10 protein-coding genes are annotated in these 13,949 nt (G+C 37.6%); 1 reads left to right on the plus strand and 9 read right to left on the minus strand.

Annotation, left to right across the window (positions count from 1 at the left end):
- Positions 1-33: 33 nt before the first annotated feature.
- From AB1I62_RS07605 to cls, 4 genes are all read right to left on the minus strand, one after another.
- On the minus strand, positions 34-195 hold the full coding sequence (locus AB1I62_RS07605; protein ID WP_002361843.1) for a hypothetical protein: 162 nt from the start codon (positions 193-195) through the stop codon (positions 34-36).
- 109 nt (positions 196-304) lie between these two features.
- Positions 305-1,714, minus strand: coding sequence for a glycoside hydrolase family 1 protein (locus AB1I62_RS07610; RefSeq protein WP_104859662.1), 1,410 nt, complete (start codon positions 1,712-1,714; stop codon positions 305-307).
- The gene (locus AB1I62_RS07615) at positions 1,714-3,594 is read right to left on the minus strand and encodes a beta-glucoside-specific PTS transporter subunit IIABC (protein ID WP_104859663.1); all 1,881 of its coding nucleotides are present in this window, start codon (positions 3,592-3,594) and stop codon (positions 1,714-1,716) included. Before AB1I62_RS07615 ends, AB1I62_RS07610 begins: the two co-directional genes overlap by 1 nt.
- Before the next feature lie 282 nt (positions 3,595-3,876).
- Positions 3,877-5,337, minus strand: coding sequence for a cardiolipin synthase (gene cls / locus AB1I62_RS07620; RefSeq protein WP_002371124.1), 1,461 nt, complete (start codon positions 5,335-5,337; stop codon positions 3,877-3,879).
- Between the two features lie 180 nt (positions 5,338-5,517).
- On the opposite strand from cls, the gene AB1I62_RS07625 reads away from it, so the two are divergent.
- Entirely contained in the window at positions 5,518-6,069 is a 552-nt protein-coding gene (locus tag AB1I62_RS07625; protein WP_002361848.1) for a DUF2179 domain-containing protein, read from the plus strand.
- A gap of 58 nt (positions 6,070-6,127) precedes the next feature.
- On the opposite strand, the gene AB1I62_RS07630 is transcribed toward AB1I62_RS07625, so the two are convergent.
- From AB1I62_RS07630 to parC, 5 genes are all read right to left on the minus strand, one after another.
- Positions 6,128-7,012, minus strand: a complete 885-nt coding sequence (locus tag AB1I62_RS07630; protein WP_104859664.1) for a DUF1803 domain-containing protein — start codon at positions 7,010-7,012, stop codon at positions 6,128-6,130.
- Between the two features lie 71 nt (positions 7,013-7,083).
- Positions 7,084-8,010: a manganese-dependent inorganic pyrophosphatase gene (locus AB1I62_RS07635; protein ID WP_367019142.1), complete on the minus strand. Its 927-nt coding sequence runs from the start codon at positions 8,008-8,010 to the stop codon at positions 7,084-7,086.
- Between the two features lie 95 nt (positions 8,011-8,105).
- A complete protein-coding gene (gene pflA, locus AB1I62_RS07640; RefSeq protein ID WP_010822833.1) occupies positions 8,106-8,870 on the minus strand; it encodes a pyruvate formate-lyase-activating protein in 765 nt (254 codons plus the stop codon).
- Between the two features lie 76 nt (positions 8,871-8,946).
- Entirely contained in the window at positions 8,947-11,193 is a 2,247-nt protein-coding gene (pflB, locus tag AB1I62_RS07645; RefSeq protein ID WP_002357529.1) for a formate C-acetyltransferase, read from the minus strand.
- A 289-nt stretch (positions 11,194-11,482) separates the two neighbouring features.
- On the minus strand, positions 11,483-13,945 hold the full coding sequence (parC, locus tag AB1I62_RS07650) for a DNA topoisomerase IV subunit A (RefSeq protein WP_104859665.1): 2,463 nt from the start codon (positions 13,943-13,945) through the stop codon (positions 11,483-11,485).
- Between the last annotated feature and the right edge of the window lie 4 nt (positions 13,946-13,949).

Below are 13,949 nucleotides of genomic sequence, written 5' to 3' on the forward strand. Positions count from 1 at the left end.
TTTATTCTTAATTCCTCATTTGCCCATTTTCCCTTAATTCCAAAGCACAGAGATTAAATAATACAACAACATGATCCCTACAAATACACCGAGCATTAGTAAAACATACCACCAATTTTTGGCGCTATAGGTTTCATTTTTATCTTTTTCGGTTCGTTTCCCGGCAGCCCATTTCCATAAATCGTAGTTATTCATCTCTCTCACCACCTTTAATGGGTTTATTAACTTAAGCCTAACACGGAACGACAAAACTTGAAAACAAAAGGATCACCCGCTTATGCCAACGGATGATCCTTTTTGGTCATTATTCTTCTGGTAACCCATTATTTTTAATCACTGATTGGTACCAATAAAAACTATCTTTTTTAATACGTCGTAAATCTTTTAACTCATGGTCTTCACGATTAACGTAAATAAAACCGTAGCGTTTTTTGAATCCTTGATGGGAACTTAAAATATCCATGACCGACCAAGGGCAATAACCAAACAACTCAACACCGTCAGAAATAGCCGCATGACAAGCAGCAATATGATCATGCAAATACGCAATTCGATAGTCATCATGAATTTTTCCGTCCTCTGTTAGGTGATCTGGTGTGCCTAAGCCGTTTTCTGTAATGATTAACGGCAAACGGTATTGACGATAATAATCATTTAAAACTAAACGTAGACCAGTTGGATCAATTTGGGCACCATACTTAGAGGTTTTTAAATGTTGATTTTTTTCGATTTTGAAATAACCGTATAGATCAAAATCAATGTCCTTTTCTTTCGTACCCAATGGGTGTTGCTCATCTGTCGGTAAATAGCTAGCGACTAACGTCCGATAATAATTAAGGGCGATAAAATCTGGTTTAGCGGCTTTCAAAATTGCTTGATCTTCTGGCTGTGTTTCGGGATAAATGCCGCATTTGGTTAAATACTCTTGATAGTAACCAGGGTATTCGCCAAAACAATACATTTCTAGAGCATAATTTGTTTTAAAGTTATCATTCATACGAGCTGCCCAAACATCCTCAGGTTTATTGGAACTAGGATAAGTCATCGTTGAGGAAACAGAGGGACCGACTTTTCCCCCAGCGACCAATTGGTGACAATCATTCGTCGCTAACGCATGGGCAACAAACATATGGTAATCCATTTGTGCACGAATTTTTTCAGCATTTTCTGGTGCAACATCGTACATATTCATTCGTTCATCAACACGAATCATTAAGTTTTGTTCGTTCGTAACTTGCCAATTTTTGACTCGATCACCAAACGCTTGATAACAAACTTGCGCATAGCGTTGAAATGCGGAAACGCAGCGACGATCAACCCAACCATTGTATTTTTCCACCAATGCAAAAGGTAAATCAAAATGATAAAGTGTGACAAACGGCAAAATATCGTTTTCTAAAAGTGTATCAATGACAGCATTATAAAAATCGATGCCGGCTTGATTGATTTCGCCATCACCTGTTGGAATGATTCGTGCCCATGAAAGAGAAAAACGATAGGTTTTTAAGCCTAATTCTTTCATTAACGCAATGTCCTCTTTGAAACGATGGTAAAAATCGCTGGCGACTTTCGTATCTGCTTGTACAGCTGACTTTTTAAAAGAATTGTAATCAGCGACTGTTAGGCCTTTGCCGTCCTCATTCCAAGCGCCCTCAATTTGAAAAGCGGAGGAAGAAGCGCCCCATAAAAAATCGTTCTTAAATTGTTTAACCATTAGTTTTGCTCCTTTACTTGCATGAAAAATAAATTTGTTTGTGGTGTAATCTCTGTTTGTTTGGTTGTCTCAATTATAGCCATTTCCGCAGTATTTGTTACGATGACTAAGACGGTTGGATCATAACCAGCAGCTTGGATGATTTGTTTATCAAAAGAGAGCAGTTTCTGTCCTAGTCTGACCCTTTCTCCTACTTTTACGAACGTTTCAAATCCCCGCCCTTTTAATTCGACTGTATTGATTCCAATGTGAAGGAGGATTTCAGCACCATTGTCTAACTTTAAGCCAATTGCATGATGAGTTGGATATAAAGCCGTCACTTGCCCATTTCCTGGTGAAACAATTTGTTCCTCTGTCGGATAAATAGCTAGCGTTTTTCCCATTTGTTGAGAAGCAAAGACTTCATCGTTGATTTGGTCTAAAGATACGAGTTGTCCTTGAACAGGTGCTTGAATCCGTTGTTTTTCTTTGACTGTCGTTGCCTCTGTCTTTAGGACTGGTTCTTGACGTGACTCGTCAAGCGGTAAATCATTAAAGCCTAGAAAAATCGTTAATAGAAATGCACCAAAAAAAGCAATGCCACAACCTAATAAATAACAAATAAAGGCTTTGGTTCCTGCTTCTGCGTAAACTGGGATGGTCAAGAGTCCTTGGTTAGCGAAGGCTGTCCCGTAGGAACCGCCCCAGCCCATTAAGGCCCCGCCTGCTGCTCCGCTAGCCACCGCATAAATCATCGGTTTTTTTAGCCGCAAGTTTGCCCCATAAATGGCTGGTTCTGTGATACCAAATAATGCAGTCACTGTTGCAGAGGCAGCAACAGCTTTCAAGTCTTTATTTTTTGTGCGGACAAACACGCCAAATGCGGCGCCCGCTTGAGAAAAGTTCGCTGCACCAGCAAACGCTAGCAAATTTTGCCGTCCTGTTCGAGCGACATCATTAATCCCAATTGGCACAAGCCCACGGTGAGCCCCAAAAATGACTAAGACACACCAAATTCCGCCGATAAAACCGCCTAACAAGATGGGACTAAAATTCATTATATAATAATACAACCAATTCACGCCGTCACCTAAATAAATCCCTATCGGTCCAAATAATAATAAAGTGGCTGGAATCATTAAAAGTAATGACAGCGTAGGAACCATAATAATTTTTAGAACTTCTGGAATCACTTTTTCCAAAAAGCGTTGTACATAAGCTAAAATAAAAATTGCAAGAATAATAGGAATTACTGTGGAAACGTAATTGGCTTTGGTCACATGTAATCCAAACAAGGTAACCGCTGATTCTTCAGTCATTAATGAAACGATGGTTGGATAACATAAGGTGGCACCAATTACCATGGCGATATATTCGTTTGTTTTGAAAACCTTAGCAGCTGAATAACCTAAAATAACTGGCATAAAATAAAAAAGTGCATCGGAAGCGGCGCTTAAAATAATATACGTATTCAAAGGTTTTAAATCGACCTGGTAAAAATTGTTTGCGACCATCACAGCGATGGCTAGAATTCCTTTTAACATGCCTGAAGCGGCAATTGCTGGTACGACAGGTGTGAAAATCGCGGCAACAGTATTTAAAATTCGATTACCTAATGAATTTTTTTCTTTTGTGGATGTTTTGGTCGTAAGTGGCTGAGCCAACAAAGGTTCTAGAGCATTATAGACATGCGCGACTTTATTGCCTAAAACCACTTGATACTGCCCGCCGCTTTCAACAACAGAAATGACACCTTCTGTTTGTAGTAAGGCTTCTTTGTTCGCTTGTTTCGTATCTTTCAATACGAAACGCAATCGTGTATAACAATGTGTGACATCCACGATATTGTCTTTGCCACCTACGTCTTTCAAAATTTCTTTTGCTATTGCTTGGTAGTCCATGGTGACCACTCCTTATCTATAAAATAACAGCTCAATAAAAAAGACCAAATCACACATGCACGTTTCAGCAAACACACTCAATATTTGCTCGTCGTGAATGTCCCTTTGATCTGATCTACGTAATAATTATGTTTCTCACGATAGAATAGCTGATTGAATTTATTTTTAATTTACCATTATTTAGAGGGATTATCAATGAATTAGGTAGACCACCTCAGTGTTTTGTTACTAAAATCAGCAGTAAAAATAGTAGTTTACTACATTCACTGCTGATTTATTTGATTACAAGACTGGTGACAACAAGCGTGAAAAGTTTTGCTTGAAGCGTAGCCAGTACCCTTGTTTTTTAATTATCTCGTCGGTTAGTAAGACACTTTTTTCTATATCTTCTTCAAAGACTTGCGCTAACATCCACGCAATGTCAGGATTGTAAATAAACGTACTTACCTCAAAATTCAATGAATAACTGCGAATATCTTGGTTTGTTGTCCCAACCATAGCTAATTCATCATCAATCACCATTGTTTTTGCATGAATAAACCCACTATCATAAATATAAATTTTAATGCCGCGTTTGTGTAAGTAATTCGCGTAATATTGTGTTGCGCGGTAAATAAAGGGATGGTCAGGCATACAAGGAATCATAATTCGCACGTCGACACCCGAACGAACCGCCACTAACAACGCATTAATCATACTATCATCAGGGATTAAATACGGTGTTTGAATCCAGACACTCTTTTCTGCAGAAAAAATCATCCGAACAAACCCGCTTTTCAAAATTTCTTCTTCTGAATCAGGACCATCTGAAACAACTTGTAAGGACAAATGCTCCACTTCATGATCTTCTGGTAATTTAAAATATTTTTCATGATACGTCATACGTTCTTCAGGATATTTGACTGAAGCATTCCAATCCATGATAAATATCTCTTGCAATGAAAATACGGCCGTCCCGACCAAACGAATATGGGTATCTCGCCAGTAACCAAATTTTTCGGTGACATTCAAATATTGATCCCCAACATTGAACCCGCCGGTCCAGCCAATTTTCCCATCGATGACAACAATTTTTCGATGCAAATGATAATTTAGACGTGTTTTACGGATCATATCGCGAGAAGTAATAAAGGGAGCTACTTTTCCTCCAGCGTCAACGTAACGAGCAAAAAACTTTTTATTTGCGCCGGGTGAACCCCAAGGATCGTAAATTAAGTAAACTTCCACGCCTTCATGCAACTTTTCGATTAATACATCTAAAAATTGATTACCAATTGTGTCATTAAAAAACGCATAATACTCCACATGAACGGTTTCTTTCGCTGCACGAATATCTTCAAATAATGCTTGGAATTTTTCTTGGCCATCTGTGAATAATTGCAAACTATTTCTTTTGGCCAACGGTGATGCGTCCATATTCCGGAAATAACGATTTAAAACTTTCGCATCATAAAGTAAATCATAACGTTTATCGCGCCCTGCTTTTTTGTTATCAACGTCCACTTTTTCTTTAATTCGTTGAACCATTTGTTTTTCATCATCAGACAATTTAAAAACTTCTTGTCCATCGATGCCTCGCCCACAGAATAAGTAAATAATAAAGCCGATACCGGGCAAGAAAATCAACGTCATCATCCATGCTAAAACGCTGGAAATACTACGAGGTTTTCTAAAAACAGTAATTAAGGCAGCAATAACGTTAATTACTAATAAAAATAACAAAATCCAAACAAAAATTTTCATCGCTTACCTCCTTCTTACTTCATACTAAGATTATATCAAATAACAGTTAAATTAGGCGAATAATATGAGCGAGTATTCAAAAAAGAATTCATTTCTATAAGTGTTTCGCCTTTGATTCTCAGTTTTTCTGTACTATAATGAGGGCTGGATGTAAAGATTTTGAAAAGAGGTACTTATTTTATGGTCGTTGATTTGAAAATGTTAGCTATGATTTTTATCATTAATTTTGCGTATATTACCTTAAATACTATTCGTTTTATGTTAACGATGAAAGGTTATCGGGTTATTGCACCGCTGGTTAGTATGGCTGAAATAACAATTTATGTCTTAGGGCTAAGTATGGTTCTGAATCGGTTAGACAATCCTTTAAATTTACTTGTTTATGCGCTTGGTTACGCTGTTGGCATTAGTGTAGGAATTAAAATCGAAGACTATTTGGCCTTGGGTTATATTATGGTATCGGTTATCCTCCCTTCTACTACTGAACAATTTCATTTACCAGAAACACTTCGTGAACACGGCTATGGTGTTACACAAAGTGTTGCCTACGGACGCGAAGGAGAACGAATGGTTTTAGAAATTCTTTCCCCAAGAAAAAACGAACGTACATTGTACAAATTAATCAATCAATTAGAGCCGAGAGCATTTATCATTTCCTATGAGCCTAAGTTCATTTCCGGTGGGTTTTGGACGAAAAAAGTTCGCAAAAGAAATGACGCCATTTCTCACTAAGAAGCGGCGTCATTTCTTGTTATTGATTTTTAGTTTACATAATAAAATTATCGTAACTTTAATTTATTCTAAGATAACTTAGAGAGTTCGTACCTAGTTGCTCAATCAATTGTTGCATAAAAACTAAGCGTTCGATGGCCGATCGGTTAGCAATTTTTTCATAATAAAATGCTAGAATATCCGACTGTGCTTCTAAAGGATCGGCTTGTTCCGTTGCTACTGGTAAAAGGAGTTTTAAGTGGTCCTGGTCAATCGTAATCACTTGGGTCAAGTGCAAACTTTCTTGAAAAATATTAGGCACAGTACTGACTTTGCGGCCTCGCAGAGCTTGTTTAATGACTCTTCTCGCTTGCGAAAGATAGTATTCAGGATTTACGTCCCCTAGCAAGTCATATAAAGCGCTGAAGGCTTCTGGCAAGGATTGCTCTTTGCCCAAGTAATCAAAATAACGAGGCATTGTTGGAACCTCTGTCTTTTCTTTTTCAAGCGTAATTATAGATAGTTGTGCCGAGGCCAATCTTTGTTTTTGATAAAATGAGGGGCCACCGCTCACGCCAAAAAAATAGTCTTCCTCTTCTGGAAACACTTGTGGCCAAAAAGATTCAGCTAGCCAAAATAATTGCTCTGTTACAGTTCCTTTAAACTTAGGAAGTTCGTCTTCAGCCAAGGGCAAACTCGCAACTTCAGCTGCCGTATAAATAGGAAAATTCAAACGATATTGACGATTTTCACGAATGATTAACTGACAATCAATCATTTCTGATAAAAATTGTTCTAACTTGGCTTCTGTTGCAAAGGCCGCTTTTAATTGTCTTAAAATGATTCTTTCTTCCCGATGTTCATACATAAAAGTAACAAGAGGGAAAAAAAGTGATTGGTTGAGCAAATGATTGTATTGTTTCGTTTGTTGCGGAGAATGATAGTAAATTGCTAAATCATTCATGTTAACGCCCCTTTACTATTGAAGCGCCTAAGCAACAAGGAATTTATCGCGTTGCTTAGGCGCTTACGGTTTTAGTTAAAGACTTCTGTTAATTGTGGTACTACTTGTTTTTTACGAGAAACAACGCCTGGTAAGAACGCACGATTGTTAACTAATGTTACATTGAACGCTGCTTCAATTTTGGCTTGTTCCGCACCAATCGCTAATAATTCAGAATCACTGTCTAGGATATTCGTAATAATTAAGACAAACAAGTCATAATTATTGGCTGCATTTTCTGCGGCCATAGCTGCTTCTAATTCAGCTTGACGATCTAAAACTTCTGCTAAATCGACGGTATTTACTTGAGCAACGCGAACTGCTTTGCCGTTCATTGGGAAGCTCTTAGCATCTAAATCTAAAAGGACTTCAGCTGATTTATCGCTTAAATTTGTTCCTGCTTTTAATAAGTCAAGACCATAGCCTTCTAAATTAATTTCAGCAATATCAGCTAGGGCGTGCGCTGCATCGATGTCTTCTTGTGTGCAAGTTGGTGATTTAAATAATAATGTATCAGAAATAATCGCTGAGACCATCATACCAGCAATTTGAGCTGGAATTGTCACGTTATTTTCTTTAAACATTTTATAGATGATTGTACTGGTACACCCTACTGGTTCTGCACGATAATACAATGGATCTGCTGTTTCGAAGTTGGCAATCCGGTGATGATCCACTACTGCTAAAATGTTTACTTCAGCGATATCTGAAATGCTTTGTTGGAATTCGTTATGATCCACTAACATGACTTGGTTTGTTTCGCTAGCTGCTTCAGTGACAACACGTGGTGCTTCAATATTGAAGTAATCTAAGGCATATTGTGTTTCTTCACTTGGTGTTCCTAAAGCGACAGCTTCTGTCTCTTTTCCTAATTCTTTTTGTAAGTAAGCAAAACTAATTGCCGCTCCGATAGCATCTGTATCAGGATTTTGGTGTCCAAAAACTAAAATTTTTGACATAATACACACTCCTTGGTTTTGATTCACTCTTAATGATAACAAAAAATAGAAAAGAAACAACAAAAAAATTGTCTTCTTTTCTATTTTTTCGTTTGTTAACGTGCTAGATAACCTTGATAGTCCTCGACATGTAGTAGTTTTTTCGCATTTTCAACACGATCATTTTTAGGAGGCTCAATTCCTTCTAATGGATAAGGAATACCTAGTTCTTCCCATTTGTACTTGCCCATCGTATGGTAAGGAAGCACTTCAACTTTATCTACATTGTTTAATGTTTTTATGAAGGCATCCAGACGGATTAAATATTCGTCGTAATCACTACGTTGAGGCACCAATACGTGGCGAATCCAAACAGGTTTGTTAATTTCAGATAAATAGGTAGCCATTTCCAAAATATTATCATTTGATTGCGTTGTTAACAGTTTATGCTGCTCGTTATCAATATGTTTGATGTCGAATAAGAGTAAATCTGTGTACTTCATCAATTCATCAAATTGACTAATGAAGGGTTCTTCCCGAGTAAAAGGTTTGCCACACGTATCTAAGGTTGTATGAATGCCTTGTGCTTTGGCTTTTTTAAATAAATCGATCAAAAAGTCCATTTGCAATAGCGGCTCACCACCACTGACAGTGATACCACCCTTTTCGCCCCAATAAGAGCGAAAACGTAATGCTTCCTCTAATACTTCGTCAGTCGTCACCACACGACCACCGGAACCAATTTTCCAAGTATCTGGATTATGACAGAATTGACATCTCATGCGACACCCTTGTGTAAATACGATAAAACGGACACCTGGGCCATCAACGGTACCAAAATTTTCTGTTGAATGAATTCTACCTGTAACTGGTGTTGTCATAATGATCCCTCTTCTTTCAAACGAAAAGGATGACACGTTGAATGTCACCCTTTCAGTTAAATAATGTAAATGTTTTTTATAGTCTGTCGTGTGAAGTTCTTGAGATAACGTCTGCTTGTTGTTCAGGAGTTAAGTCACGGAATTTCACGGCATATCCAGATACACGGATAGTTAAGTTTGGATATTTTTCTGGATGTGCTTGTGCATCTAATAATAATTCGTTTGTAAATACGTTTACGTTTAAGTGGTAACCACCTTTATCGAAGTAGCCATCTAATACGTTACGTAAGTTGTTAATTCTTGTGTCGTCGTCTTTACCTAAACCATTAGGGTTGATGGTTTGTGTATTAGAAATACCATCTAAAGCGATTGTATATTCTAAACGAGCTGTTGAGTTTAATGAAGCTAACAAGCCATTTTTCTCACCTAAGAATTTACCGTCTTGATAACTTGGGTTCGCACCTGGTGCAAGAGGTTTGCCGGCACGACGTCCGTCAGGCGTGTTCCCTGTTGCTTTACCATAAACAACGTTTGAAGTGATTGTTAATAATGAAGTCGTTGGTTTAGAGTTACGGTATGTGTGTTGACGTTTAATTTGTGTCATAAAGTAATCTAAAATCCAGTTAGCCATTGCATCGGCTTCTTCGTTATCGTTTCCGTATGTTGGGAATTCTTTTGTTGGTACATAATCAATTGCCATACCATCTTCGTCACGGATTACTTCTACTTCACCGTGTTTAATTGCCATGATACTATCAGTCGCATGAGAGATTCCGGCAATACCAGTTGCGAATGTCCGTTGTAAATCAGTATCCATTAAAGCTAATTGTGGTGCTTCATATGCATATTTATCATGCATGTAATGAATAATGTTTAATGTGTTAACATACAATTCAGCTAACCAGTCTAAGATGTCTTTATAGCGTTCCATGAATTCATGGTAATCTAATTTGTCACCAGTCATTGGACGATATTTTGGTGCTACTTGCATTTTAGTTTTTTCGTCGACCCCGCCGTTAATTGCATAAAGAACAGCTTTCGCTAAGTTCGCACGAGCGCCGAAGAATTGCATATCTTTACCCATAACTGTTGCAGAAACACAACATGCGATTGCGCAGTCGTCAGAACCCCAGTTTTCACGTAATAAGTCATCGTTTTCAAATTGGATAGATGAGCTTTCTTTCGCGATTTTAGCTGCATATGTTCTGAAGCCTTCTGGTAAGTGAGAAGAATATAATACAGTTAAGTTAGGTTCTGGAGATGGTCCCATGTTTGTTAATGTGTGTAAGATACGGAAGTCATTTTTGGTAACTAATGAACGACCGTCAATACCCATACCAGCAATAGATAATGTTGCCCAAATTGGATAACCAGAGAATAATTGGTTGTATTCTGGTGTCCGTGCAAATTTAACCATACGTAATTTCATGATTAAATGGTCAATCATTTCTTGTGCTTCGAATTCAGTGATTAAACCTGCTTCTAAGTCACGTTGGATATAGATATCTAAGAATGCTGAGATACGACCAATTGACATTGCCGCACCATTTTGAGATTTAATGGCACCTAGGTAACCAAAGTATAACCATTGGATTGCTTCTTGCGCATTTGCAGCAGGACGAGAAATATCGAAACCATAAGAAGCAGCCATTTGTTTTAAGTCATTTAACGCACGGTATTGTTCAGAAATTTCTTCACGTAAGCGAATAACATCGTCTGTCATTTCTTTGTTACCAGTGTTATCATGATCTTTTTTCTTTTGTTCCATTAAGTAGTCGATACCATATAATGCGATACGACGATAGTCACCGATAATACGGCCACGGCCATAAGCATCTGGAAGACCAGTAATGATTTTGTTTTTACGTGCTAAACGCATTTCAGCTGTGTAGGCATCAAAAACACCTTGGTTATGTGTTTTTCTGTATTCTGTGAAGATTTTTGTCATTTCTTCGTCAGTTTCATAACCATTTGAAACTAAGGCATTGTTCGCCATTTTAATACCACCGAATGGCATAAATGCTTGTTTTAATGGTACATCTGTTTGTAAACCGACAATTTTTTCTTCTTCTTTGATTAAGTAACCAGGTTCATGTGACGTAATAGTTGCTGGGATATCGCTATCCATGTCATAAACGCCATTTTTTTCATGTTGGATTTCAAATAATTCTTGTAGTTTTGTCCATAATTTGTCAGTGCTCGGAGCGATTGGTTCTAAGAAACTGTCGTCGCCTTTGTACTCTGTGTAGTTGTTTTGAATAAAATCACGAGTGTCAACGCTTGTTCTCCATTTGTCGCCTTTAAAGCCTTCCCATTGTTTCATGAAGTGTTTGCCTCCTTAGTTAACTGCTACTTGATTGTATGTAACAGCTTTATGTGATTAGTATAACACATAACCTTTTAGATGCAAGCGTTTTTTTATTATTTATTGCACTTTCTTAATAAATAAACGGGGAGCGAAGATTATAAACGCTGATATATAAACATTTATACTTGTGAAAATAAGAACGATTTATAGTTGTTATCACTTGTGAAAAATGTACTTCTGTATTAAAAACAGCAGCCATCTGTATTAATACAGATGGCTGCTGTGGAGATATTTATAACACAGTTTAGTTTGTTTGTTCTTCTTCAATCACTGCAGAATGCATCTCGTGGACTTCCATTACTTGGCCATCTTTTTGTTCATCGATGACAAAGGAACCGTTGGATGTTCGTTCACTGATTGGATAGTTTTTCGACTGAATAACTTCTTGTGTGCCTTTTTGCGTAGTAACTAATAAATCTAAATCGGTACTTTCAGACATAAAGACAACACGATGTGGATTTTTCTTCAATTCCCGTAAGACCATTAATCCACGTTTTGCTCGTCCTAATTGTGTTAATTCTTGGGCTAACATGCGTTTAACACCGCCACGTTGGGTAACGATGACAATCGGTGTATCCCCTTCAGAATGAACCAGTAAACCATTAACGACATAATCGTCTTCTTTGAGGTTCATTGATTTAACTCCAGCCGCTTTACTACCCACAACAGGTACTTCATATAATGGATAGCGTAAGCCAAAACCGCGATTGCTCACGAGGAAAACATCCAATAAGTCTTGATCATTTGTTAAATAAACATTGGTAATTTCATCTTGGTCTGATTTTAATTTCATACAAGATGTCGGGCGGCTCTTATAAGTGCGCCAAGGCTCAAAATCAGCCATTTTGGTTTGTTTAATCATGCCAGCTTTTGTAATGAAAACAAAGGTTTTTGTCGGACTTAACTCTTTATAAGGATATACAGCAATAATCGATTCATCGATAGCAAGATTTAAAATGGTTTGAGAAATATGTTCGCCAATTTCTTTCCAGCGTAAATCTGGCAACTCATGGACGGGGCGATAGATCATATTTCCTTTATTTGTTACTAGTAAAAGATGATCTAATGTATTGACTTCGCCAGCATATAGTAAAAAGTCGCCTTCTTTCATGCCGATTTCTTCTGGTTTTGATGCTGTATAAGAACGAATACTACTCCGTTTGATATAGCCTTCGTGCGTCACGGTTACGACCACGTCTTCCTGTGCAACTAACACGGCTGTTTCAATCTTGATTTCTTGGATTTCCTCTTCAATTTGAGTTAAGCGAGGATTGCCATATTGCTTTTTAACTTCGCGAAGTTCTTTTTTCATGACTGAGAATAGTTCTTTTTCATTGTTTAAAATGTTCAATAACTCAGCAATTTGTTGCTCTAAAGTTTTTGCTTCTTCTTGTAAATCAGTAATATCCGTATTGGTTAAACGGTATAGCTGTAAAGTAACGATTGCTTCAGCTTGTTCTTCAGTAAACGCATAGTCGGATACTAAGTTCTTCTTCGCATCTTTTTTATCTTTACTGCCACGGATTGTTGCAATCACTTTATCTAAGATAGACAATGCTTTAATTAAACCAGCAACAATGTGCTCACGTTTGCGAGCTTTGTTCAACTCAAATTGACAACGATTAATGATAACTGATTTGCGGTGCGTAATGTAACTTTCTAAAATCCGTTTAAGGCCCACTTGTTGCGGGGTCATGTTGTCAATCGCAACCATATTAAAATTATAGTTAATCTGTAATTCAGTATTTTTAAATAGATAATTTAAAATACCTTCTGCATTGACATCTTTTTTTAGTTCAACAACAATTTGCAAGCCAGTTCTGTCACTTTCGTCACGAACTTCGGCAATGCCGTCTACTTTTTTATTTAAACGGATTTCATCCATCTTCTTCACTAGCGTTGCTTTGTTGACTTCATAAGGAATTTCAGAAATGACAATTTGTTGTTTGCCGCCTTTTAAGGGCTCAATCTTTGTCTTCGCACGTAAAATTACTTTACCACGGCCGGTTTCGTAGGCTTTTTTAATTTCTGCTTTTCCTTGTAGGATCCCACCTGTTGGGAAATCTGGTCCTGGAATGTATTCCATTAATTTCTCTAAACTTGCATTAGGATGATCAATTAAATACACAGTTCCATCAATGATTTCCGCTAAATTATGCGTAGGAATTTCTGTTGCATAGCCTGCTGAAATCCCCGTTGAGCCGTTTACCAATAAATTAGGATATTTGGCTGGTAAAACAGTGGGTTCTTTTTCTGTATCGTCAAAATTCCAGACGAAATCGACGGTATTTTTGTCGATATCTTTTAACAACTCACCACTTAACTGTGATAAACGAGCTTCTGTATAACGCATCGCCGCTGGTGGGTCGCCATCCATACTTCCGTTGTTTCCGTGCATTTCAATTAGTACTTCCCGTAATTTCCAGTCTTGACTTAGACGCACCATCGCTTCATAAATACTACTGTCGCCATGGGGATGATAATTCCCCATAATGTTTCCGACAGATTTTGCTGATTTACGAAAGCCTTTATCAAAGGTATTGCCGTCTTTATTCATTGAAAAGAGAATGCGGCGTTGTACTGGTTTTAGCCCATCTCGAATATCTGGTAGGGCCCGTTCTTGAATGATGTATTTGGAATATCTTCCAAAACGATCGCCCATTACTTCTTCAAGGGTTAATTCTTGAACTTCTTGGCGTTTTTCCAAAATT

It is taken from the genome of Enterococcus sp. AN402, assembly GCF_040719405.1.
GTDB lineage: Bacteria > Bacillota > Bacilli > Lactobacillales > Enterococcaceae > Enterococcus > Enterococcus faecalis.